This is a genomic window from Dolichospermum lemmermannii CS-548, from assembly GCF_028330815.1.
GTDB lineage: Bacteria > Cyanobacteriota > Cyanobacteriia > Cyanobacteriales > Nostocaceae > Dolichospermum > Dolichospermum lemmermannii.
Window position 1 is genome coordinate 1 of the sequence record NZ_JAQMTJ010000264.1, and the last position, 24,860, is coordinate 24,860.

The window sequence follows — 24,860 nt, forward strand, 5'->3', positions numbered from 1 at the left end:
CCTCCCCAACCTCCCCAACCTCCCCAACCTCTCCAACCTCTATGCTGAGTACATTGATTTTACTGCCGTTAATTGGTGCGGCTTTTATTGGTTTCTATCCTTTTACCATCTCTGGTAAACTATCCCGAATCATTGCTTTCTTCTTTAGCGTGATTATTTTTGCATGGACTATTTTCCTAGCAACTCAGTTTAACCCTGGAGAAATTGCTCAACAATTTGCTGAATCCTTACCTTGGGTAGATGCTATTGGCTTAAACTACAATCTGGGGATAGATGGTTTATCACTACCTTTATTAATCCTCAATGGATTATTAACTTGTATTGCTATTTATAGCAGCGATGAATCCCAACAACGTCCGAGATTTTACTACTCTCTAATTCTGCTATTAAGTGCTGGAGTAACTGGAGCATTTTTAGCACAGGATTTATTATTATTCTTCCTGTTTTATGAATTGGAATTAATACCTCTATATCTGCTAATTGCGATTTGGGGAGGTGAAAAACGAGGTTATGCAGCCACAAAATTTCTGATTTATACAGCTTTTTCAGGAATCGTTATTTTAGCCAGTTTCTTAGGAATGGTTTGGTTGAGTGGTTCTCCTAGTTTTGGCATAGCAACCTTAAACGCTCAATCTCTACCCTTAGCAACGCAAATTTTACTCCTTGTCGGCATTTTAGTAGGATTTGGTATTAAAATCCCCCTCGTTCCCTTCCATACTTGGCTACCAGATGCCCACGTGGAAGCCTCCACACCCATATCTGTGCTGTTGGCTGGGATATTATTAAAATTAGGGACTTATGGCTTACTGCGATTTGGGATGAATTTATTACCAGATGCTTGGGCTTATGCAGCACCTTGGTTAGCTACATGGGCAGTAGTTAGCGTTTTGTTTGGGGCATCTTGTGCGATCGCGCAAACAGACATGAAAAAAATGGTGGCTTATAGTTCTATCGGCCACATGGGCTATGTCTTGTTAGCAGCAGCCGCATCCACACCCCTCAGCGTCTTGGGGGCAGTTATGCAAATGATTAGTCACGGATTAATATCCGCTATGTTATTCCTGTTGGTGGGAGTTGTCTATAAAAAAGCTGGTAGTCGAGATTTAAATGTCATTCGGGGACTATTAAACCCAGAACGAGGTTTACCAGTTATTGGTAGTTTAATGATTTTTGCCGTTATGGCCAGTGCAGGTATACCGGGAATGGTGGGATTTATTTCCGAATTTATTATTTTTCGGGGCAGTTTTGCAGTTTTTCCGGTACAAACATTGTTAGCAATGCTCGGAAATGGTTTAACTGCGGTTTACTTCCTAATTCTCCTGAATCGTGCCTTTTTTGGGCGGTTATCAGCAGCAGTGATGAACTTACCTCGTGTGTATTGGAGCGATCGCATCCCTGCCATCATTCTAGCAGTAGCGATCGTTATTTTCGGCATTCAACCTAATTGGTTAGTCCATTATACCCAAGCCACAATTACCACAATGGTAAAAACGAATAATCATCATCTAGTAGCAAATCGGGAACTATTGGATTCTTAACTTTCCGAGAAAAATAATCACCACAACCAGATCATCAAACAAATCAAAAAAATCCCAAACATCATAGTTAAGACAGTGGAGTCCGATAATCACCACAACCAGATCATCAAACAAATCAAAAAAATCCCAAAAATCCCAAAAATCATAGTTAAGACAGTGGAGGCCGATAATCACCACAACCAGATCATCAAACAAATCAAAAAAATCCCAAACATCATAGTTAAGACAGTTGAATTCCAGGAGAATTGACATCATGAAAACTCAAAAAAATCCCCCTTACAACCCCCTAGCTGAATATATTCACCGCTTACAAACTGGAGAAGCATTACTCAAAGATAGTCCCGAAAACGTTTTAGAAGTTGTTGGCATTCTTAAAAGTTATGGAGTGGTTTTAGATGCTTATTCTAAAAATCTTATCTACATTGCTGAACATCAATTTTTAATATTTTTTCCCTTCTTTAAATATTTTGATGGTGATGTTTCTTTTGCTAAATTAATCCGTCATTTATGGCATGATCGGATTAATTTTGAATATGCCGAATATTGCATGAAAACCATGATGTGGCATGGTGGTGGTGGTTTAGACGCATATTTAGATACTAAAGAATTTCAAGATAGAGCAAAAGCTGTTATTACTGCTAAATTTAAATATAATCCCCTGATTTTGGGACTTAATGAACTGTTTCCCGAATTCTTAATAGAACAGTTACGAGTCTCCGCTTATTACACTGGATTAGGTCAATTTTGGCGAGTCATGGCGGATATGTTTCTGAGTCTATCAGATCGCTATGACAACGGACAAATTAAATCAATTCCCCAAGTTGTAGAACATATTAAACTGGCTTTAGTTGCAGATGCAATGACACCTATTACATACAGTGTCAAAATAGGCGATAAAGTCTATGATCTGATTCCCAAATCAGTTGGTTTAACCTTCCTTGCAGATACCGCAGTTCCCTATGTAGAAGCCGTATTTTTTAGAGGTACACCATTTTTAGGAACAGTGTCTTTAAACGCTCAAGCATATCAAGTTCCTCCAGATCAATCTCGATTCCAATATGGTGCATTATACGCAGATCCTTTACCTATTGGTGGTGCAGGAATTCCTCCCACATTATTAATGCAAGATATGCGTCATTATTTGCCAGAATATTTACATAATATTTATCGTCGCAGTCTCAGAAGTGAAGATGATTTGCGAATACAAATTTGTATGAGTTTCCAAAAGTCGATGTTTTGTGTAACCACAGCCGCGATTTTAGGACTTTTACCTTATCCATTGGATACTCAAGATTCATCTGAAAAAAAAGCCATTCAAGTTTATTTAGAAAAGTGGCTGTCAAGATTAGAAAACTCCCAGTTATTAGCAGTAAATAAATAGGATAATATGGCTTCGCTACATGATCAGATTTCAAAAACATTATTTTTTCGCGTTTAAAAGAAGGAAATCTATTGACACGAACTGAAAACCGTGTTATCATAGTTTTGACGAGGAAGAACTATCTTTACTGCATAAGCAATTTTAAATCCTATCAAATAAAACAAGACTAATTGAGAATTAGTTATAGATGACTATTCTGGTTTCTGTGTTGTCTGTGTCTGGAGTGGTTAGTTAAAAACCGCTTCAACACTCAAATTGGTGTAGCATCAGCAGTTGCTACAAATACGTAGTATGAGTTATCATACGAATAAGGTGTACCTCACTCAAGCTGAACTTGCTGTATCTTCATAATTACAATGAAAACATTTCCCATTAAACTGTTTCAGATTGTTACTCTAGCTGGTTTCTCTGCTTCTTTTTTATTAGCGACCAATCCTGCCTCAGCCATCAATTTGATCAAAAATGGTAGCTTTGAAAATTCATCATTAGGTAGTGGTTTTCCTTTTGTAGCCGTACCTACTAATTCAACTGCCATTAATGATTGGACAGTTACCAGTGGAGCTATTGATTATATCAACACATTTTGGCAGAATTCCAATGGTAGTTTTAGTTTAGATTTAAATCATTTGCAAGCTGGGAGTATCGCACAAACTTTTGTGACTCAGCCAGGAAATCAGTATTCAGTTAGCTTCGATTTGGCTGGTAATCTGGGTGGTAATCCAACAGTTAAAACATTAAAGGTGTCGGCTGGGGGAAGTTCCCAGGATTTTAACTTTGATGTTACGGGGAAAACTTTCGCGAATATGGGATGGTTGTCCCAAACCTTTGGTTTTGTAGCCAGTAGTAATAGTACTACCCTTTCCTTTGCCAGTCTCGATAATACCCATGCAGATGGCTTATCTTGTATAATAGAATGTAAAGACACAGCAAAACCTGTTAAAATTGAACCTATAGCCAAGCTAAGAAATCAACTATTACGCAGACCAGCAGCAACCATTGGGAGTATATTTAGTCGTAGTGGATTTACAGAAGCATCGGAAACCTTAGCGGGATTTGTTGCACCTCAAACTATTCTATTGTGGGAAGGAGAAGAAATTAAATATTCTTTAGAAAATGAGTGTATACGTAGAGCATTAATCAAAAAATATCGTATTTGTGTTGAACAAGGACTAGCTAATTACAACATTAAAACTGAGGCTGTATTATGACATTAGCTTATATAGTGTTAGAAGGTAATCGAGATCAAGAAATCTTGCAGAAATTACTTCCTAAACATCTTTTGCAAGATGTTAAATTCGTTGTAGGAAACGGACAGTATGAAGTAAGATCATTAGCAAGTTCACTACTCGCTACCAGAAATACTCCTGTTATCTTAATCCTAGATGCAGATACAGATAATGAATCTCAAATATTTGAAAAGCAAGATTTAATTAATTATTTATTGCGTCGAGCATCTGCCGGTATCCCTTTTCAAGCTTCTCTAGCTGTTCCAGAAATAGAAATTATTTTAATACAAGATAAATCATTAATTGAAAAAATAGCACAACGTCAATTTAATGATTTAGAATGGAAATTTGCTCAAAGTAAACCTAAAGAATTTTTAGAGACAGTCTTAGGTAAAGAACAATCAATTAGTGAGAGAATATTTAGCAATATAAATGATGAACAAATTAAGATATTACAAGAACATCCGTTAATACAAGAAATAATGGAATTTTTATCATCACTTACTCCGTCTTTTGTCGCAATTAACTAACCATATATTTGTAGGTTGGGTTGACGCAAGAAAACCCAACAATAAACAGCAACTAAACTTCCACAAAGCTGGGAATATTTACCACCATATCCTCTGCATTCTCCCGAATTTCCCCAGAAAAATGCTTATCTATCAAAGCTGGAACTTGAGTAGCTTGAATTTTACTATAACGAGTTTTATCGGGCATCACTAAATTAGGACCGGCTTTACAGTTCTTCATACAGCCAGTCCCTTTAATAGTGACTGAATCTTCTAAACCGTTATTTATTAACTCCGACTCCAAAGCTTGACACAAAGCCTTCCCACCACGCTTCATACAATCAGATTTTTGACAAACTAGAATTGTTTGTGTTTTAGCTGGTTTCGTCTTAACTGGAATTTGCGCTGCAACTGTTCCCATATTAGAACTTGCAGCCATAACTCGTTCTGCTACCAGAGTTACCTGATCTTTTTTCGCATTATATTGTTTTGTCCCCACAACTTGCAGCCAAGTCCCTTGAGGTAAACGTAAATCAAAAGCACTCCGTAAATGCTTGGCTAATTTTATATAACATTCACCCTCAGAAGTTCCTAATAACAAACCCTTCAGCTTATATCCATCCTTAATCACAAAATCCAAAAATCTGCCTTCAAAACAAAATTCCGTTACTGCTGCATTAGTAGATATACTCATGGTTCAACTTCGCTCACTATAAATAATGGTTAAGAGTCAGAAGTAAAAAAATCATCATCACAAAAATCACAGTTCCGACGTTTTCTCATTCACTATAAATAATGGTTAAGAGTCAGAAGTAAAAAATCATCATCACAAAAATCACAAGAATCAAAAAAATCACAGTTCCGACGTTTTCCACCAACAATTTTCAATATTTCCAATCAAGTCTTGACGAGAAGCAGTGAATTGTTGAATTACACTCCAAAGTTGTATAGCTGCGGTGGGGTTATTTATTTCTACAGTTAAAGGCTGGTTAGTCTCACAAACACAAATTATATCTAACTCTTGTAAGCGTTGATAAACCTGCCAACGATCTGCCCAACCTATATCAATAACGTGCTTTTTATCTGTGTCCGAGCTAGAAGATTTCAAGCGAGTAGCCCTCAAAATGCCATAAAATTGCAGTAAAACTAGAAACCCACAGCCTAAATTTGCGAGTTAGTCGGAGTTTAGCTTCTTTCTTTAGAATACACTAACTGCAAAATATTGTCATTAATTTTGAGAAAAAATCTCATATTTTATTTATAGAGATATATGCACACTTTGAGAATGAAGTCAAGATAAATACCAAATATATATCTTTAAGCACAGATATAGGCAAGAAATTAATACTTATGATTGGTAATAATGCCAAAATTTTTTAGATTTAGTAGCCTTGATTTTATTTTGAAAATGCTAATATGTGAGAGGTAAGCAGTTAAAAATCATAACTGTTAAAAAGAGAGAAAAACCATGTCTGATACGCAAACTATATTACACAATTTTGGTCAGGTTTACGACAATCCTGTATTACTAGATCACAGTGTTACCGCCCCAGTTGTTGAAGGATTTAATGTCGTATTAGCTAGTTTTCAGGCATTGTACTTACAATACCAAAAACATCATTTTGTAGTTGAAGGTGCAGAATTCAATTCACTGCATGAATTCTTTAACGCCAGTTATAAAGAAGTACAAGATCACATCCACGAAATTGGCGAGCGCTTGAATGGTTTGGGCGGAATACCCGCAGCAAGTTTTAGTAAATTAGCTGAATTATGCTGTTTTGAACCAGAAGCAGATGGCGTATTTTCTGCTCGAAAGATGGTAGAAAATAACCTAATTGCCGAACAAGCATTAATTGGAGTAATTCGCCGTCAAGCAGCACAGGCAGAGAGTTTAGGTGATAGAGGCACACGCTACTTATACGAAAAAATCCTCTTAAAAACTGAAGAAAGAGCTTATCACTTAGCTCATTTCCTAGCGAAAGATAGCTTAACCTTGGGTTTTGTGCAACTTGCTCAAAATTAAACTTCTCATAATCTCAATTTAACAAAATCAAGACAGAGAAAATTTTAGTAATTGAGAATTTTACAAAATTAATCCTTTTGGCAGAAAAGAGTAAATTACCATTTCTGCCATTTTCTATATCAGGCATTTAAAACCAATTATTTTCATTGCCTATTTTATATATCTAACAATAAATAATTGAACGCAGATCAACGCAGATAAACGCAGATAAAGAAAGATAAATTAATTATCTGTGCAGCTTTATTGTCATAATCCATAACGAATAAATAAACAATTAAATTCTCTTTGTGCTTCTGCGCCTCTGCGTGAGAAAAAAAACGTAAAAACCATTACCAAAAATCCCCCATTCCCATAAATTCTTCCCCTTAACGCAACCGCTACCCGGAAAAGTTGATAATGAGGACATAAAGACCCTTAAAATAGTCAAGATTTGTATTTTTGTCATCTAAGGTAAAAACTATGCCCCGTCGTCAAGACCTCAAAAAAATACTCCTGTTAGGTTCAGGACCAATAGTGATTGGCCAAGCCTGTGAATTTGACTACTCTGGAACTCAAGCCTGTAAAGCCTTGCGAGAAGAAGGCTATGAAGTCGTGCTGGTAAACTCCAACCCAGCGACAATCATGACCGACCCGGAAACAGCCGACCGCACCTATATTGAACCGCTAACACCGGAAATAGTCGAAAAAGTTATTGCTAAAGAACGTCCAGATGCTTTGTTGCCAACAATGGGAGGACAGACTGCCCTTAACTTGGCTGTAGCGTTAGCGAAAAATGGCGTTTTGGAGAAATACAACGTCGAGTTAATTGGTGCAAAATTACCCGCAATTGAAAAAGCCGAAGACAGGAAACTGTTTAATGAGGCTATGGCTAAAATTGGGGTTGCAGTATGTCCCAGTGGTACAGCTTCCACTTTAGATGAATCAAAAGCGATCGCTCTGCAAATTGGCACATATCCTTTAATTATCCGTCCAGCCTTTACAATGGGGGGGACTGGTGGGGGTATCGCCTATAATCAAGAAGAGTTTGAAGAAATGGCGCAAGTAGGGATTGACGCTAGTCCCGTTTCCCAAATTCTCATTGACCAATCTTTACTGGGTTGGAAAGAGTATGAACTAGAAGTCATGCGGGATTTAGCCGATAACGTCGTGATTATCTGTTCTATCGAAAATCTCGACCCTATGGGGATTCATACCGGAGATTCTATCACCGTTGCCCCTGCCCAAACCCTGACCGATAAAGAATATCAACGGTTACGGGATATGGCCATTAAAATTATCCGCGAAATTGGTGTAGAAACCGGCGGTTCTAATATTCAGTTTGCCGTAAATCCCGTGAATGGTGATGTGGTGGTAATTGAAATGAACCCCCGCGTCTCCCGCAGTTCGGCTTTGTCTTCCAAGGCTACAGGTTTCCCCATTGCGAAAATCGCGGCTAAGTTAGCTGTAGGTTACACTTTGGATGAATTGCAAAACGATATCACCAAAAAAACCCCCGCTTGTTTTGAACCGACAATTGATTATGTAGTTACGAAAATTCCCCGGTTTGCGTTTGAAAAATTCCCTGGTTCAGAAGCGGTTTTAACTACCCAAATGAAGTCAGTGGGCGAAGCCATGGCTATTGGCCGGACATTTAATGAATCCTTCCAAAAAGCTTTGCGTTCCCTAGAAACCGGACGCGCTGGTTGGGGTTGTGATAAGGCCGAAAAATTGCCCAGTGGGGAACAAATTCGCGCTCAATTACGGACTCCTAACCCAGAAAGAATCTTTTCTGTGCGTCATGCTATGCAGTTGGGAATGACAAATGAGGAAATTTATGAACTAACGGCAATTGACCCTTGGTTTTTAGATAAATTACAAGAACTGCTAGAAATAGAAAAATTTCTCAAGCGCACTCCTCTGAAGCAGTTGACAAAAGCACAAATGTATGATGTCAAAAGAAATGGTTTTAGCGATCGCCAAATAGCCTATGCTACAAAAACCAAAGAAGATGAAGTTCGCACCTATCGCAAACAGTTAGAAGTTATCCCCGTTTACAAAACTGTTGATACCTGTGCTGCTGAATTTGAGGCTCTGACCCCATATTACTATTCTACCTACGAAGAAGAAACGGAAGTATTACCAACAGATAAACCCAAGGTGATGATTTTGGGTGGTGGACCAAACCGCATTGGTCAAGGAATTGAGTTTGATTATTGTTGTTGTCATGCTGCATATTCTCTACATGATGCCGGGTATGAAACAATTATGGTCAATTCTAACCCAGAAACAGTTTCTACAGATTACGATACCAGCGATCGCCTGTATTTTGAACCATTGACGAAAGAAGACGTTCTTAACATCATTGAAGCCGAAAACCCCGTGGGGATAATTGTCCAATTCGGTGGACAAACACCATTAAAATTAGCCATTCCCCTGCAAGAATATTTACAAAACTCCAATAGTATCACCAAGATTTGGGGAACATCACCCGATTCTATAGATATGGCGGAAAACCGGGAACGCTTTGAAAAGATTCTGCAAGAATTAAATATCGCCCAACCGCCTAATGGTATGGCGAGAAGTTATGAAGATGCTTTGATTGTTGCCAAGCGGATTGGTTATCCAGTAGTAGTCCGTCCTAGTTATGTATTAGGCGGACGAGCAATGGAAATCGTTTATTCTGATACTGAATTAGAACGCTACATGACCTTTGCTGTGCAAGTAGAACCAGATCACCCGATTTTAATTGATAAGTTCTTAGAAAACGCCATTGAAGTGGATGTAGATGCGATCGCCGATCATACTGGTAATGTTGTCATTGGTGGCATCATGGAACACATTGAACAGGCGGGAATTCACTCCGGTGACTCAGCTTGTTCCTTACCTTCCATTTCCCTTTCTCCCGCAGTCCTCAACCAAATCCGGTTATGGACAGTTCAACTAGCACAAGCTCTATCTGTCGTGGGATTAATGAATATTCAATTTGCTGTAGTTGGTGCAAATGGTTATTCTCCCCAAGTGTATATTTTGGAAGCTAACCCCAGAGCATCACGGACAGTTCCCTTTGTATCTAAAGCTACGGGCGTACAATTAGCCAAACTCGCATCCTTAATTATGTCGGGGAAAACCTTAGAGGAAGTGAAATTTACAAAAGAAGTCATTCCCTCTCATATTGCCGTCAAAGAAGCGGTTTTACCATTTAGTAAGTTCCCTGGTACAGATACCATTTTGGGTCCAGAAATGCGCTCAACTGGCGAAGTAATGGGTATTGACAGCGATTTCGGTCGCGCCTTTGCTAAAGCAGAATTAGGTGCTGGAGAAAAATTACCGCTTGAGGGGACTGTATTTGTGTCTATGAGTGACAGAGACAAACCTCTCGCAGCAGATGTAGTCAAGGAGTTTATTAAGTTAGGCTTTACAATCATGGCTACCCAAGGAACGCGTCAAGTTCTTCAGGAACAAGGGTTAGAAATTCAATCTGTCCTCAAACTCCATGAAGGTCGTCCCCACGTCCTGGATGCGATTAAAAATCAAAAAATTCAACTCATCATCAATACACCCTCTGGAGAAGAAGCTCATGCCGATTCTAAGCTAATTCGTCGCACGGCTTTAGGCTACAAAATCCCCATTATTACCACTATTGCAGGTGCTAGAGCCACAGCCGCTGCTATCTATTCCCTGCAAAACACAACTTTGGATGTCAAGGTAATCCAAGAATACTGTCCCATGAGTTAATTGTCTAAACTATGATTTTTGTGATTTTGATGATTTTTATGATTATTTGGCTAGTTTTTCGCAGAAATCTATGATTTTTACGACAGATATATCATCTTAATTAAAAGAATCACAAGAATCATAGTTCAGACCTTTGATGATTTTTATGATGAATCCTGCGGATTTATCGGGAAAATCCCTCATATTAATCAAAATAATCAGAAAAATCATAGTTCAGACGTTTTCCTCATCTTCATCAAAATAATCCTAAAAATCATAGTCCGACATTATTAAGCAATTGTTACAAAAGAATAATTATGGTTATCATTGAGATATTTTAACAAATATGAGGAAGCTATTTCCGCTCTAGAGAATTGATCGTTATCCCAGTAAATGTATGCTATTCAGTAATTTCAGCGTCTGAGGTGATCTCAAATTACGGCCAAAGTGCGGGTTTCCCTATAGTCAAATTATTCTCATAAATGTTACAATTATTAATATTCCCGAAAACACAAAAAATGTTTGACTTGCTACTGTGTATCTAACTATAGATACTTGTGGAAACAAGCAGACAGGTGTAACCTTTAGCAGTAAAGTACCTAATTTCCCAAATAAGAGTAACCTGAGTTGATCGGGTGTGACCAACTCAAAACATTATTCCGTTAACGACCCTATCAGCAAACCCACCATTACCCAAGAGTAGCGCCATGAAGACCGCTCAATCAGCCACCGACCTCGTGCGGACTTACCTGCGTGAGATTGGCCGTGTGCCACTCCTCACCCACGAAGAAGAAATTTTTTATGGTAAACAGGTGCAACGATCTACTGCTTTGCATGAGATCCGGGAAGGTCTTGCTACCCGGTTAGGTCATGAACCCAGTGTAGAAGAGTGGGCAGCAGCCTCTGATATAGAAGTATCAGAATTAAATCAGGCGATCGCTGTTGGTGAAATAGCCAAACGGAAAATGGTAGAAGCCAATCTCCGTTTAGTCGTGTCCGTTGCCAAAAAGTACATTAAACGCAATGTTGATTTACTTGACCTCATTCAAGAAGGCAGCATCGGAATGCAACGAGGTGTAGAAAAATTTGACCCCACCAAAGGGTACAGATTTTCTACCTATGCCTATTGGTGGATACGTCAAGCTATTACTCGGGCGATCGCCGAAAAAGCCCGGACTATTCGCTTGCCCATTCATATTACGGAAAAACTCAACAAAATTAAAAAAGCCCAGCGGCAACTATCCCAAGGTCTAGGACGTGCGCCCACAGTAGCGGAATTATCCCAAGAGTTAGATTTAACACCCAAACAGGTGCGAGAATACTTGGAAAAAGCCCGTCTGCCATTATCTCTAGACTTGCGGTTAGGAGATAACTATGATACTGAACTGGGAGAAATGTTAGAAGACACAGGGGCAACACCGGAAGATTTTGTCATGCAAACTTCCCTCTCCTATGACTTAGAACGGATCATGTCAGAACTCACTCCCCAACAAAAGGAAGTCATTACCCTGCGTTTTGGGTTAGTAGATGGACAATCTTTAACTCTGGCTAAAATTGGTGAAGTCTTGAATATTAGCCGGGAAAGAGTCCGCCAAATTGAACGCGAAGCTTTAAACAAACTTCGCAAATCTAAAGCCACTATGAATGAGTACCTTGCCAGTTAGTCGGTTGTTATTACTCAATGGTCAGTTATTTTTTGCTTTGTGGGTGGAGTTTCCCCACCCATACTCACTAAATAGGTGAAAAACACTCCCATTTTAGTACGGTTAAACCGACTCCCTCAAAAGGAATAAACTGTTAGATTGGTTGACATGAATTATATAATAGTTAACTAAATAGAATCAGCAATAACTACCAGTTATTCCAGTCACAAACACCGTCGTTAGTAGTGGCAGTACAGGAGGTCAAAGGTGAGTAACAAATCTAATCGAGTATCAGAATTTTTTAATAGTGAGTCGGAAACAAGTAATTTATTATGGCAATACGTTAAATCATTAAGTCCAGAAACAGTTAACCAATTATCTAAACCTACTTCTACGGAAGTTTTGCAGGTAATGGAACGGAATATCATCGGACTTTTAGGAAATTTACCTTCTGAACAGTTCGGGATTACTATTTCTACTAATCGGGAAAATTTAGGTCGCTTATTGGCATCTGCGATGATTAGTGGTTATTTTTTGCGAAATGCAGAACAAAGAATGGGTTTTGATACGGTTATGCAAAGCACAGAAACTAATAATAGCGAAGTTGATTAACACTTTCAGGGCTGAAGTCACTGGGTTTTTCACTTACCAAGTGTTTCTCTAAAAATTTTGTAAATAAATTTATATTTACTTTACAAAATAGCTAATAAACGAAAATCTGGCTGTTTATTTTCGATAGAATCTCTGTAAATAGTTTGTAGATAAGAATTTCAGCCTCTTATCCCCAAACTTTATTCTCGCTGGTAAGTTGAATTATCTCTGACTCTATCTCTAGAATTACAACTAAAAATCATCGCTAAATTTATAAACTCGATGTTATGGTAAATGTATATGAAAATTTTGTTCATAATATCTCGCGGTAAGTGGGAAACTCGGGGGCTTGGCTCCCTGAAAGGGATGGTTCGACATGGCTCACCAGCCGCGACAGGAGGGATTTTAATCCCCGTGGTATAAACACCATCCACATAATATAAAAAGCAAATTTTATGCAGTGCAGTTTTCGCTTTCAATCTGATTGCTAACGGCAAAAATTTTTGCACACCACAAAACAACTGAAATGTCAAAGATAATGCTAGTCAAGTCAGAAGCAAATTCACAATTCCTTTAGTCTTTTCCTCAACTACGGCAAGCATTACAGTTTAAATACGTATGAACGCAAATAAAATCCTCTACGTTCGCCTTCCCTGTAACCCCATCTTTCCCATTGGTGTTGTCTATCTTGCAGATCATGTTCACAAGCTATTTCCCCATGCAGAACAGCGGATTTTTGACTTAGGCACAATCCCCCCACTAGATTATACTTCTGCCTTAGACAGATGTATTGACGAGTTTCAACCCACATTGCTCGTCTTTTCTTGGCGGGATATTCAAATTTATGCGCCAGTAGGTGGACGGGGCGGTAATCCTCTCCAAAACGCCTTTGAATTTTACTACGCAAAAAATCCCTTGATTAAATTGCGTGGTGCTTTTGGCGGATTACGAATTTTTATTGCTTATTATGTAGAATTATGGCGCAATTTAGGATTAGTTAAACGGGGTTTAAAACGCGCCCAAAAATATCAATCTCAAGCCCGTGTAGTCTTAGGTGGCGGTGCAGTTAGCGTCTTTTATGAACAGTTGGGTAAAAGCTTACCGCCCGGAACAATTATTTCCGTCGGTGAAGGAGAAACCCTACTCACAAAACTACTCAAGGGTGAAGATTTTCAGGATGAACGCTGTTATGTAGTGGGAGAAAATCAACCGCGTCAACGCCTAATTCACGAACAACCCACACCCCTAGAAAAAACAGTTTGTAATTACGATTACATCGAAACCATTTGGCCAGAATTTAATTATTACCTGCAAGAACAGGATTTTTATATTGGTGTCCAAACCAAACGTGGTTGTCCTCATAATTGCTGTTATTGTGTTTATACAGTAGTCGAGGGTAAACAAGTCCGCATTAACCCTAGTGACGAAGTTGTTGCGGAAATTCGAGAATTATACAATCGAGGAATTCGTAACTTTTGGTTTACAGATGCTCAATTTATTCCCGCCCGTAAATTTATTGATGATGCTGTAGAACTTCTCCAGAAAATCGTTGATTCGGGAATGTCAGATATTCATTGGGCAGCATACATTAGAGCCGACAACTTAACACCCGAATTGTGTGAGTTGATGGTAAAAACAGGCATGAATTATTTTGAAATCGGCATTACAAGCGGTTCTCAAGAACTGGTTCGCAAAATGCGAATGGGTTATAACTTACGAACTGTTTTACAAAATTGTCGTGATTTAAAATCCGCCGGTTTCAATGATGTAGTTTCTGTTAACTACTCCTTTAATGTAATAGATGAACGTCCTGAAACTATTCGCCAAACTATTGCTTATCACCGCGAACTCGAACGGATTTTTGGGGCTGATAAAGTTGAACCTGCTATTTTCTTTATTGGACTCCAACCCCATACCCATTTAGAAGAATATGCCTTTAAAGAGGGGATTCTCAAACCTGGTTATGATCCCATGAGTTTAATGCCTTGGACAGCAAAAAAACTCCTTTGGAATCCTGAACCATTAGGTTCTTTCTTTGGTGAAGTTTGCTTACAAGCTTGGCGACAAAATCCCAATGACTTCGGACGGGAAGTGATGAATATTTTGGAAGTCAAATTGGGTTGCGCTGATTTGGAAGATGCACTTTCTGCACCCATAGAAAAACCAGAAAAACAATTGGCTGGCGTATTATAGAAAACATAAGCCCAGGTGATCAGAAAGATGCCTCTCGCTTCCGTTAGGGATACGCGGCTACACAAACGAAGTCCGCCTGTGCGGACTAATTAAAACTTAAGATATTGAACCCACGAAGGCGGTCACTGAGCTTGCCGAAGTGTGGGTTTTGCCTGTGTAGACGCGGTTTCTAACCGCCCTATTATCCGAAATCCCCAATTAATTCCATGTTACAAGGTTCAATTCTTCAACAGTTAGAAGCATCTCACCGCCATAGTGCTAGACCTATTCATTTTGGCGTGTACTATAAAAATACCTTAGTGTCTCTCTGCCATGCCTTGGAAGATCATATTTTAACGAAAGATAATGATCCTTTGGTGATTACGGCTTTCCAGCAGGGTAAATGGTATCTGGAAGAGGCTCAAAGATACGCAGATATCGCGCAACACAGCCGGGCAATTGTGATTATGGCGGCGGCTGATGCTGGTTTTGCCGAACATCCTACTGGTCAATTACCTAACATTGATTTAGTGGGATTAGCTGCTGATGATCCTGTGGCGCAGGAGTGGCATTTGATGATTTTAGCTCCTGACTACACAGCTATGGTAATTTGTCAAGAGTTATCTGAAGCTGACTATGGGAAGGATGGTTTGCCAACTTGCGATTTAGAGCGTAAATTCTACGGTTTATGGACATTTGAACCGGAATTAGTGGAAGAAACCGCAGAGTTAGCGATCGCTCATATCAAAGACTATCATCCTGAACTAGCACTCAAACTAAGTCAATATAAACAAGCAATTCACCCAGCTATCTGTCCAGGAGAAGAAGTAGCTACCGTTGTCTCTCGTGTTGTTGATTACCTCAAAACCGGACAAGGTAACTTACCTATTCTCACAGCATCTCACCAAAAATTTCTAGATCGTAACTTGGTATCTAACGAAATTCAGGCATTTTTGCGGATGGCACAGTTGATTGATCTAGCAGATAGCCGCAATCCTGTAGCCGCATCAGAAGTAGCATCTATTGTTGAAACAATGGGGCAATTATTAGATTTACCCGCATGGCAAATTAAAAGATTACGCCTAGCTGCTTTGTTGCATCGCTTAGACCCACTGCAAAAAGCCGAAAGCCTGATTAGTCCCAGTCATATAACAACAGCTTATCAAGAACAATCTCCTAGTTGTCCTCTGGCTTGTCCCCTCGTCCCAGCAGCGCAAGCATTACGAATCATGCCAAGACTACGGGCTATAGCTCAAATTATCACCCACCAAAGCGAATGGTGGAATGGTGCAGGCGAACCCGCCGGTTTAGCTGGTGATGATATTCCTTTAGAATCAAGAATTTTATCATTGGTTGCAGAATTTCAGCTACAAGTTAACCAGTATAAATACTCTAGCAAAGGGGGAGCAGAGATATTTTCTCAAGCCTTAGATCAGTGCCGAAAACAACAATCTACCCGCTTTGATCCTAAACTTGTAGATACATTAGGTTTATTAGTGATGGGTTTACAACAGGGGCTTGATTTACCGATAATGACATCCAAGGTCAGCAGCGGTTTATGGTTACTTGACTCCCGTTGGGATGCCGACAGCAAAAGTAGTGAGCAGATTTCAGTGTACAGCAAATGAATATAGAAACCATTAGATTAGGGCAAAACAAACAACTCCCCGGTGCAAATTTAGAAGATGAGGATCTATCTCACCTAGATTTAAGGAAGATAAATTTAACAGGGGCTAAACTGGTGGGGACTGACTTCACTGGTTCTAAATTAGAGGGTGGTCATTTTGAAGGTGCAAATTTAATGGGGGCTAATCTGCAAGAAACCGACTTGCGGGCTAACCTGATGGGTGCAAACTTGATGCAGGCTAACTTGACAAGTGCGGATTTACGTGGTAGCAACTTACGGGGTAGTAACTTGATGGGAGCAATCCTCAACGATGCGTCTTTAGCGGGTGCTTTTTTAAGTGGTGCTAATTTGCATGGTGTAAATTTGCAGGGTGTTGACTTGCGAGGTGCAGATTTACGAGGTGCAAATTTAACTGGAGCTAATCTCAAAGGTGCAGATTTAAGCGGTGCAGATTTGCAAGGTGCTGTACTAATTGAAGCGAGTCTTGAAGAAGCAGATTTAAGAGCAGCAAATTTAGCAGGGGCTGATTTGACCGGAGCTAATTTACTCTGTGCTGAATTAGATGCAGTGAAGTTAAATGGCGCAAATTTAGATCGGGTGTGTTTGCGGGGAACAGTTTTGGAAGCTAGTACCGCAGGGCGGAATTAAAAATTAACAATTAAAAATTAAAAAAGCAGATTACACAAGCTTTTTAGTAATTTTTAATAGTTGGTTGATTTACGCCGTTGTGTACTAGTACCGCAGGACGGAATGAATAATTAGCTTGAATACTAGGAGTCAGGAGGAAGAAAGAGGAAGAAGAATTATGTAGAACTTGATAGCCTATGAAATGGAAGGTTAAATTAGCTTGGTTTGTTTTCGGGATCATATTGGTGTTAGTGAGCATAATTCCTGTGAAGATAGCGATAGCCTTTCACCAAGTTCCTGTACCCCAAGCAATTCTTGTATTGGGTGGTAATGGTAGTCGGATGGAATTTGCTGCCCAGTTCTGGCAATCTCACAGAAATTTAGATATTTGGGTTTCTGATTTTGAATCAAACTTAAATTATAATCGCCTGATTTTTGAAAAGTTTGGTGTTCCTAATCGGCAATTACGGTTTGATGGCAGGGCGACGGATACAGTAACTAATTTCACAACACTGGTAAACAAATTTGCTGACAGTAAGTTACAGCATCTTTATTTAATTACATCGGATTATCATATCCGAAGATCAAGGGCTATCGCTACTATTGTCCTTGGTAGTCAAGGGATTGTGGTTACACCTATTGCTGTACCTTCTTCGGTGTACAAATCAGAATCTCTGCTGCGAGTCATGCGAGATTGTGGGCGATCTTTTTTGTGGATTGTGACTAATCGAACTGGAGCTAGTTTTAATCCTCGCATTAAAGCAACTACATTTATTCATAAACAAATTATATAGTCAAATTGAAATCGTGATATTGTTTTAAGTGTTCTTTAAAATATTCAACCATTCAATGAATATTATCCCCACCTCTATTCCTGATATCCTCCTCCTAGAACCCAAAGTATTCCAAGACTCGCGGGGCTTTTTTTTGGAATCCTACAATCAAAAAACATTCACAGAAAAACTGGGAATCACAGCCAACTTCGTCCAAGATAATCACTCCAAATCTGAATACAATGTGCTACGAGGATTGCATTATCAAAGCATCCAACCTCAAGGTAAATTAGTCCGCGCCATTGTCGGGACAATTTTTGATGTTGCAGTAGACATTAGAAAAAATTCCTCTACCTTTGGACAATGGGTAGGTTACGAACTCAGTGCCGAAAACAAACGCCAATTGTGGATACCAGCAGGTTTTGCCCATGGCTTTCTCGTGCTTTCAGAAATTGCCGAAGTTATCTATAAAGCTACAGATTATTATACACCAGGAGGCGATCGCGCTATCCTTTGGAATGATCCAGATTTAGCTATAGATTGGCCTCTAGAAACACCCCCAATTTTATCAGCTAAAGATGGTAACGCTTCAACCTTTAAAAACGCCGAAGTTTATGAGTAAATCAATATTACTAATAGGTAGTAACGGACAAGTTGGTACAGAACTACAACATACCCTAGCATCCAACTACAAAGTTATTGCCCTTGCCCGTCCAGAAATAGACTTAACTCACCCTGAAAAATTACGCCAAATTATCAGAGAAACCCAACCCGAAATAATTATCAATGCCGCTGCTTATACCGCAGTAGATAAAGCCGAAAGTGAACCAGAAAATGCTCACCTGATCAATACTATAGCCCCGCAAATTATCGCTGAAGAAAGTCAAAAATTAGGAAGTTTCTTAATTCATCTTTCCACCGATTACGTATTTAATGGTAATAGTCATTATCCCTATCGAGAAACAGATAGTACCAATCCATTGAGTGTATATGGACAAACAAAATTAGCGGGAGAGATAGCAATTCAACAAAATTGTCCCCACCATATAATTTTGCGGACAGCTTGGGTTTATGGAACTTATGGAAAAAGTAACTTCGTAAAAACCATGTTACGAGTTGGTCAAGAAAGATCAGAAGTTAGAGTAGTTGCCGATCAAATTGGTAGTCCTACTTGGGCGCAAGATATAGCTTCAACAATTACCCAAATTATCCCCCAATTAACCTCAGAAAATGCGGGAATTTATCACTATACAAATAGTGGTGTAGCCAGTTGGTATGACTTTGCCATAGCAATTTTTGAAGAAGCAGAAAAACTTGGTTTCCCCCTGAAAATTGCCAATATTATTCCCATTACTACCCCCGAATATCCCACACCCGCAAAACGTCCTGCTTATTCTGTCTTAGCTTGTGAGAAAATATCTCAAATCTTAGGAACTTATCCTCCTCATTGGCGACAAGAACTAAGATTAATGTTAAAAGAATTACAAGGAAAATCTCTATGAAAGCACTGATTTTATCCGGTGGAAAAGGGACAAGATTACGCCCCTTAACTTATACAGGAGCAAAACAACTTGTTCCAGTTGCCAACAAACCAATTTTATGGTACGGCATTGAAGAAATGGCTGCTGCGGGGATTACTGACATTGGTATTATTATCAGCCCAGAAACAGGGGCAGAAGTCAAGAATAAAACTGGAAATGGCGAAAAATTCGGTGTTAATATCACCTATATTTTACAAGAAAAGCCAGCAGGATTAGCTCAAGCTGTCCAAGTTGCCCAGACTTTTTTAGGAGATTCCCCATTTGCCATGTATTTGGGAGATAACCTGATTCAACAAGGAGATTTAAGTTCATTTTTAGATAAATTTACTCAACAACAACCAGATGCTTTGATTCTGTTACGTGAAGTCACAAATCCTAGTGCTTTTGGTGTGGCAAAGGTAGACGAAAAAGGCAAAGTATTACAGTTAATTGAAAAGCCAAAAGTTCCTCCGTCAAATTTAGCATTGGTAGGGGTTTATTTTTTTTCACCAGTTATCCATGATGCGATTTCTCTGATTAAACCTTCAGCTAGAGGAGAATTAGAAATTACTGATGCAATTCAATGTTTAATAGATCAAGAAAAAGAAGTTTTAGCTTGTAATCTTGACGGTTGGTGGTTAGACACAGGTAAAAAAGATGATTTATTAGAAGCTAATCGTCTCATTCTTGATACCTATTTGAAAAAATCAATTTTAGGCGATATTGATCCGAAAACTCAAATTACTGGCAGAGTGCAAATTGGGACTGAATCTAAAATCATCAACTGTACAATTCGCGGACCCGTGGTAATTGGTAATAATTGCTATTTAGAAAACTGTTTTATCGGTCCATATAGTAGTATTGCCGATAATTCAACACTCATAGAAACAGATTTAGAACACAGCGTGGTTTTAGAAGGTGCTAAAATTACTGGAATTCAGCAACGAATTATTGATAGTTTAATTGGACAACGCGCCCAGTTAAGTATTGCCCCCCGTCGTCCTAAAGCATTACGCTTTTTAATTGGTGATGATTCTCAAATTGAACTGACTTGACGCTTTAATCTCGCTTTTTAACGGGGTTCTCCACTTACCCATCAAAACTTTTTGGCTTTTGATGGGTTCTCTATGGCTAAAGTCATCCTAAACTATCGGAGTTTTCACCCAATTTCGTTATAAGTTTTACTTGTCTTATCAGAGAATTTATGGTTTAATTCGTATTAAGTCATGGAAGGATACACTCATCAAATCAAGGATGTACTTATGAGCAGCCAGTTTAGATCAAAAACCCCTGTTTTATTGGCGAACTTAGCTATATCTAGTTCCTTAATCTTCACTTTTCCAGTCCAGGCGCAATTGCCGACCGTTGCACAGGTAATTTATGTTGATCCAGTTACTGGTGTAAATACTGCTGAGGCTGGCACATCGGCAACAACTCCTTACAAAACCATTACCTTCGCACTGAGTCAGACTAAACCGGGTTCAGTGATTCAGTTAGCTCCCGGCAACTATAGCAGCGAAACATTCCCTATATTACTCAAACCAGGAATAACATTACGGGGTGACGAATCAAGCAAAGGTAGAAGAGTAGTTATTTCCGGTGGTGGTATTTATATCAGTCGCACCTTCGCTAAACAGAACATTACCATCCTAGCAGATCAAGATACCACAATTGCTGGTATCACAGTCACCAATACCAATGAAAGGGGTACGGGTCTATGGGTAGAATCAAGCAACCCCATAATCATAAACAATACATTTACTAACAACTTCAGGGAAGGTGTATTTGTCACAGGCACGGGAAATCCTCGAGTTGAAAATAACCAATTTGTGCAAAACAGTGCCAATGGCATTGCTATCACAAAATCAAGCCGGGGCGAAATTCGCAATAATCTATTTCAGAATAATGGCTTTGGTTTAGCTATTGGTGATACTTCCACACCCTTAATCACAGAAAACCAAATAGTCCAAAATAAAGATGGTATGGTCATCTCTGAATCAGCCAAACCTTTACTGCGTAAAAATGTAATTCAGAATAATCAACGGGATGGTATTGTCCTCATTCTAAATGCTTCACCGGATCTGGGGACTAACAATAATCCTGGTAGCAATAGTATCAGCAATAATGGTCGTTACAACCTCTACAATGCTACCAAAAACTCCATTTCTGCTGTTGGTAACAATGTTGATTCCTCACGCATTGCTGGTTCAGTCGAAATAGGTAACAGCCAAAGATCAACACCGTATTCCTCCCAAAGCGATGATTTATCAGCCAATGATCCCAACATCGCATTGCTACAAAAATGGGAATTAACACCCATTTCCTGTGCCTCTGGCAGCCAAGTAATTACCATCATGATGGGTGGTAAACAATACTGTGTTATGCCCCATCCTGACTTAACAGCCAATAGTTACGAATATAATCAGAGTAATGGCAACCTCAAAGCTTTAGTCAATTCCCCCAACAGAGCTTCCCGTCCGAAAAAAGAGGGTTTATAGGATCTGTGTTTTTGTTCTTTATCAATTATTTCCACCTTTTTAGTCAGAAAACGGAAAAGTCTAATCTCCTCTTACTTTAAACATTTACGAGGTTTTATGAAACATCAATGGAAAACAACGATTCCGAGGTCGGGCTTCGCTATCACAATTGCCACCTTAGCCCTATCCAGTATTTTGTCCTGGGGATCTACGGTTCAAGCCTTACCACCTGTGGATAATACAGATGATAATAGTAACAGTACTGCCATGCCGGATGTAGACCCATCGGAGGAAGCCAACACTGGAACTCAATTTACCTGTGTATCCCAAGGTGATGGTAACGTAGCTACAGTTGGTCAGCGACCTGGTGGAGAACCAATCCCTGTAATTATTTGGACTTCAGCATCTTTAAAATACTTTGGTGAGAAATTTACTCCTCAAAGCCGTTGCCAAATCGTCACACCGAAATTAAATGCGGCTGTAGCTGAAAGTGGCGGTAGCCTCAAAGATGTCGTGTTGATGAGCGGTAGAGTCCGCAATAAAACTGTCATTTGCGTGGTTTCTGTCAATGACACTGGTTGTGATGGTAATAATACTCTATTTACTTTAAACCCGGACAACGCCAAAAAGCCAGAGGAAATTCTTACCCAAATGATGCAAATCAGTCGTGAGGGTTCTAGTGCTGGCGTAATTCGGGAAACAAAAGGTCGTGTACAGGTAACATTGAGCGATTTACTACCCAGAAAGAATAAGAATAATCGCGTACCTCGGCAAATCAGAAAAAAACCTGCTATTAGAAATAAGTCTGGTGGTTTGTAATTATCTAAAATAAAATTCTGATTCTAGAAGTGTCTCTACACTGGCATTATGATCTAAGAAGGAAAATAAATGTCTGTAGAGCATTTTGCCATCTTTATCTAAGATAAATTGTGCTGGTAATGGCGCTCCTAATGCCTGTCCAGTTCTATAAGTACGAAATGTATGGCAACTGGAATCACTCAATAATGGCATTTTTAAGCCCAAGTCTTGAACTATTATTTGACTTTGCTTTTTGTCGGTGCTAGTAATTAATAAAATTTCAATTCCCCGATTTTTAAACTGTTCATAATTTTCATTTAAGGCTTGAATATGGGGATAACAAAATGGACAATATTGCTTTTCGGTAAAAATTCTGGTAAAGGCAATTATTACAGGTTGTTTACCTCGAAAATCAGATAGCTTAACAACAGTATTGTTAGTAATATCTGATAATTTAAAATCTGGTGTGCCTATACCCAATCTGAAATTATCTAACGCGGGTATAGGGAGAAAATTATGGAAAAATCGCTCGTTAAATAAGCCAGTAAAATCAGTTGAAGTCAACATAAGATATTCAAAATTAAAAGTTTAATTACCAAATTCCCAATTCTCTAAATATCAGCAAAGTAAATTTTAGACTTCACGGGATCAGGATTCATGGTTTTGTCCCCAGGTTGCCAATTAACAGGACAAACTTCATCGCTATGGGACTGAACGTGCTGAATTGCTTGTAATGTTCGCAGGGTTTCATCTACATTCCGACCAAAGGCTAAATTATTAATAGTGGAGTGTTGTAGAATGCCATCTTTATCTATGATAAATAAACCGCGTAAAGCAATACCAGCGGTGGGATCGAGAACGTTATAAGCGGCACTAATTTCTTTTTTGATGTCAGAAACTAGGGGATAATTTATGTCACCGACTCCACCAGATTTACGATCTGTTTGAATCCAAGCGAGGTGAGAAAATTCACTATCAACGGAAATACCCAAAATTTCTGTATTTAGTTGGCTAAATTCTGCGTAGCGATCGCTAAATGCTGTAACTTCAGTGGGACAAACAAAGGTAAAATTTAAGGGGTAGAACATCAGAACAACATATCTACCACGATAGTCAGACAATTTAATTGACTTAAACTCCTGATCTACTACGGTTGTTGCTGTAAAATCGGGAGCCTGCTGACCAATCCGGAGACATCCCTCTGTTCCATAGGTAAGTGTCATTAATCTAATTCTCCTTTAACTTTATATCATAGTTGGATTTATTTTTGAGCGCAGGCACATCGGTTAGATTGAAACTTTTAGAGTCTTGAAAAACTCATGTTTCCGGCTCAATTAGGGACTTTTTAACTCAATATCCTCAGTAGCCGATTATATCACGAAGGAATATATCAGCAAATCGGCTTTTGGTGATATGCGCTCCCATTATTTATGTGGAAGCGCATCTGAAGACTTAAAAACTAACTTCTATTTTTCAGCTAGTTATTAACATACTTACCAATCACCTGAGCAAAATCTGGTACTGCCTCTTGCACGTGTTTTTCTGCGGAATTACGGAATTTTTCGTAAGTTCCTCGCACCAGTTGGCGTTTGGTATTTTTAACCCTGGCATCAGTTACACCTAGCAGCGCATTTGCGGTCTGATTACTATGGGCTGTGAGGTATTCCACCGGTTCACCCTGTTGCACTCCTTCACTCCAAATGGGATCAATTGCAGTTAAGCAAACTGGTAGGAGGGACTCAACCACATTGGTGATATAACCCGGTTGAATTCCCTTGAGTGCAGCAAAGGCGGCTTTCATGGCCATACCGCTTATGCCTGATTTAGATGCCAGTTGTGCGTCTATCATAGTGCAGCAGTCTTGGACAATTAAGTCCTTATGACCAGAATTCATTAATTCTTCATTCAGTCCCATTTTAATACTCCTAAGTATCAAATTGCTTGATTTATTATCATATAAGTAGTTGAATAAAATTAAATTCATTCATGGAGTCAGGGAACAGGGAAAAGTATAGCATTCGGAGAATTTTGATGTTGATTGCACCCCATTATTCCCAGGATGCTTCAGCGTAGCTTGTCTTAGATATCATTCAGGCTTAGTCTGTTGCTAAGGTTATGTGTCATATTCAGATCACGAGAACATAAAAACTGAAGATATCATTAATTCCCCTGTTGAACTTATCCCCTTGGGAAGTTATTATGTATGGGAGTAAGGTGCTTCTTGGCAATGACAAAATAGCCTAAAAGATCAAAAATAATTGA

At 39.1% G+C, this 24,860-nt stretch carries 22 protein-coding genes and 1 pseudogene; 17 read left to right on the forward strand and 6 right to left on the reverse strand.

Annotated features, from left to right (window positions below; all coding sequences use genetic code 11):
- Nucleotides 1-41: 41 nt before the first annotated feature.
- Entirely contained in the window at nucleotides 42-1,538 is a 1,497-nt protein-coding gene (locus PN450_RS17915; RefSeq protein WP_271837121.1) for an NADH-quinone oxidoreductase subunit M, read from the forward strand.
- On the opposite strand, the gene PN450_RS17920 is transcribed toward PN450_RS17915, so the two are convergent.
- Nucleotides 1,524-1,793: a hypothetical protein gene (locus PN450_RS17920; protein WP_271837099.1), complete on the reverse strand. Its 270-nt coding sequence runs from the start codon at nucleotides 1,791-1,793 to the stop codon at nucleotides 1,524-1,526. The two genes, PN450_RS17915 and PN450_RS17920, sit on opposite strands and share 15 nt — an antisense overlap.
- Here PN450_RS17920 and PN450_RS17925 point away from each other — a divergent pair.
- The 3 genes from PN450_RS17925 (at nucleotide 1,792) to PN450_RS17935 (ending at nucleotide 4,675) form a co-directional block, all read left to right on the forward strand.
- On the forward strand, nucleotides 1,792-2,919 hold the full coding sequence (locus PN450_RS17925) for a CO2 hydration protein (protein ID WP_271837100.1): 1,128 nt from the start codon (nucleotides 1,792-1,794) through the stop codon (nucleotides 2,917-2,919). The two genes, PN450_RS17920 and PN450_RS17925, sit on opposite strands and share 2 nt — an antisense overlap.
- A gap of 356 nt (nucleotides 2,920-3,275) precedes the next feature.
- Nucleotides 3,276-4,127, forward strand: coding sequence for a choice-of-anchor C family protein (locus PN450_RS17930; RefSeq protein ID WP_271837101.1), 852 nt, complete (start codon nucleotides 3,276-3,278; stop codon nucleotides 4,125-4,127).
- Nucleotides 4,124-4,675 (forward strand): hypothetical protein, encoded by a 552-nt coding sequence (locus PN450_RS17935; RefSeq protein WP_271837102.1) that lies wholly within the window; start codon nucleotides 4,124-4,126, stop codon nucleotides 4,673-4,675. The genes PN450_RS17930 and PN450_RS17935 overlap by 4 nt, the downstream gene beginning before the upstream one ends.
- Nucleotides 4,676-4,727: 52 nt before the next feature.
- On the opposite strand, the gene PN450_RS17940 is transcribed toward PN450_RS17935, so the two are convergent.
- Nucleotides 4,728-5,348: a (2Fe-2S) ferredoxin domain-containing protein gene (locus tag PN450_RS17940; protein ID WP_271837103.1), complete on the reverse strand. Its 621-nt coding sequence runs from the start codon at nucleotides 5,346-5,348 to the stop codon at nucleotides 4,728-4,730.
- Nucleotides 5,349-5,507: 159 nt separating this feature from the next.
- Nucleotides 5,508-5,762 (reverse strand): Asr1405/Asl0597 family protein, encoded by a 255-nt coding sequence (locus PN450_RS17945; protein WP_271837104.1) that lies wholly within the window; start codon nucleotides 5,760-5,762, stop codon nucleotides 5,508-5,510.
- Nucleotides 5,763-6,122: 360 nt separating this feature from the next.
- Between PN450_RS17945 and dpsA the strand changes: the two genes are divergently transcribed.
- From dpsA to PN450_RS18010, 13 genes and pseudogenes are all read left to right on the forward strand, one after another.
- Entirely contained in the window at nucleotides 6,123-6,677 is a 555-nt protein-coding gene (gene dpsA / locus PN450_RS17950) for a DNA starvation/stress protection protein DpsA (protein WP_015080424.1), read from the forward strand.
- A 459-nt stretch (nucleotides 6,678-7,136) separates the two neighbouring features.
- Nucleotides 7,137-10,391, forward strand: a complete 3,255-nt coding sequence (gene carB, locus PN450_RS17955; protein ID WP_271837105.1) for a carbamoyl-phosphate synthase large subunit — start codon at nucleotides 7,137-7,139, stop codon at nucleotides 10,389-10,391.
- A gap of 686 nt (nucleotides 10,392-11,077) precedes the next feature.
- Complete coding sequence (locus PN450_RS17960; RefSeq protein WP_148764259.1) at nucleotides 11,078-12,034, forward strand: RNA polymerase sigma factor, RpoD/SigA family; 957 nt, start codon at nucleotides 11,078-11,080, stop codon at nucleotides 12,032-12,034.
- A gap of 246 nt (nucleotides 12,035-12,280) precedes the next feature.
- Nucleotides 12,281-12,625, forward strand: a complete 345-nt coding sequence (locus PN450_RS17965) for a DUF760 domain-containing protein (RefSeq protein WP_015080421.1) — start codon at nucleotides 12,281-12,283, stop codon at nucleotides 12,623-12,625.
- A gap of 597 nt (nucleotides 12,626-13,222) precedes the next feature.
- Nucleotides 13,223-14,797 (forward strand): photosystem II high light acclimation radical SAM protein, encoded by a 1,575-nt coding sequence (locus PN450_RS17970; RefSeq protein WP_271837106.1) that lies wholly within the window; start codon nucleotides 13,223-13,225, stop codon nucleotides 14,795-14,797.
- Nucleotides 14,798-15,003: 206 nt separating this feature from the next.
- Nucleotides 15,004-16,404 (forward strand): DICT sensory domain-containing protein, encoded by a 1,401-nt coding sequence (locus PN450_RS17975; protein WP_271837107.1) that lies wholly within the window; start codon nucleotides 15,004-15,006, stop codon nucleotides 16,402-16,404.
- On the forward strand, nucleotides 16,401-17,051 hold the full coding sequence (locus PN450_RS17980; protein ID WP_271837108.1) for a pentapeptide repeat-containing protein: 651 nt from the start codon (nucleotides 16,401-16,403) through the stop codon (nucleotides 17,049-17,051). The genes PN450_RS17975 and PN450_RS17980 overlap by 4 nt, the downstream gene beginning before the upstream one ends.
- A gap of 176 nt (nucleotides 17,052-17,227) precedes the next feature.
- A complete protein-coding gene (locus tag PN450_RS17985; protein WP_271837109.1) occupies nucleotides 17,228-17,824 on the forward strand; it encodes a YdcF family protein in 597 nt (198 codons plus the stop codon).
- A gap of 55 nt (nucleotides 17,825-17,879) precedes the next feature.
- The gene (gene rfbC / locus PN450_RS17990; protein ID WP_271837110.1) at nucleotides 17,880-18,425 is read left to right on the forward strand and encodes a dTDP-4-dehydrorhamnose 3,5-epimerase; all 546 of its coding nucleotides are present in this window, start codon (nucleotides 17,880-17,882) and stop codon (nucleotides 18,423-18,425) included.
- Entirely contained in the window at nucleotides 18,418-19,305 is an 888-nt protein-coding gene (rfbD, locus tag PN450_RS17995; RefSeq protein ID WP_271837111.1) for a dTDP-4-dehydrorhamnose reductase, read from the forward strand. The genes rfbC and rfbD overlap by 8 nt, the downstream gene beginning before the upstream one ends.
- The gene (locus tag PN450_RS18000) at nucleotides 19,302-20,378 is read left to right on the forward strand and encodes a glucose-1-phosphate thymidylyltransferase (protein ID WP_168695447.1); all 1,077 of its coding nucleotides are present in this window, start codon (nucleotides 19,302-19,304) and stop codon (nucleotides 20,376-20,378) included. Before rfbD ends, PN450_RS18000 begins: the two co-directional genes overlap by 4 nt.
- 294 nt (nucleotides 20,379-20,672) lie before the next feature.
- Nucleotides 20,673-21,539: pseudogene (locus PN450_RS18005) on the forward strand (DUF1565 domain-containing protein); the annotation flags it as partial.
- 378 nt (nucleotides 21,540-21,917) lie between these two features.
- A complete protein-coding gene (locus PN450_RS18010; protein WP_148764277.1) occupies nucleotides 21,918-22,619 on the forward strand; it encodes a COP23 domain-containing protein in 702 nt (233 codons plus the stop codon).
- Here PN450_RS18010 and PN450_RS18015 read toward each other — a convergent pair whose 3' ends face one another.
- The 3 genes from PN450_RS18015 to PN450_RS18025 form a co-directional block, all read right to left on the reverse strand.
- Nucleotides 22,620-23,165, reverse strand: coding sequence for a peroxiredoxin family protein (locus PN450_RS18015; RefSeq protein ID WP_148764279.1), 546 nt, complete (start codon nucleotides 23,163-23,165; stop codon nucleotides 22,620-22,622).
- 44 nt (nucleotides 23,166-23,209) lie between these two features.
- Entirely contained in the window at nucleotides 23,210-23,821 is a 612-nt protein-coding gene (locus PN450_RS18020) for a peroxiredoxin (RefSeq protein WP_015080406.1), read from the reverse strand.
- Nucleotides 23,822-24,075: 254 nt separating this feature from the next.
- A complete protein-coding gene (locus tag PN450_RS18025; RefSeq protein WP_271824028.1) occupies nucleotides 24,076-24,513 on the reverse strand; it encodes a DUF6918 family protein in 438 nt (145 codons plus the stop codon).
- Nucleotides 24,514-24,860 lie beyond the last annotated feature (347 nt).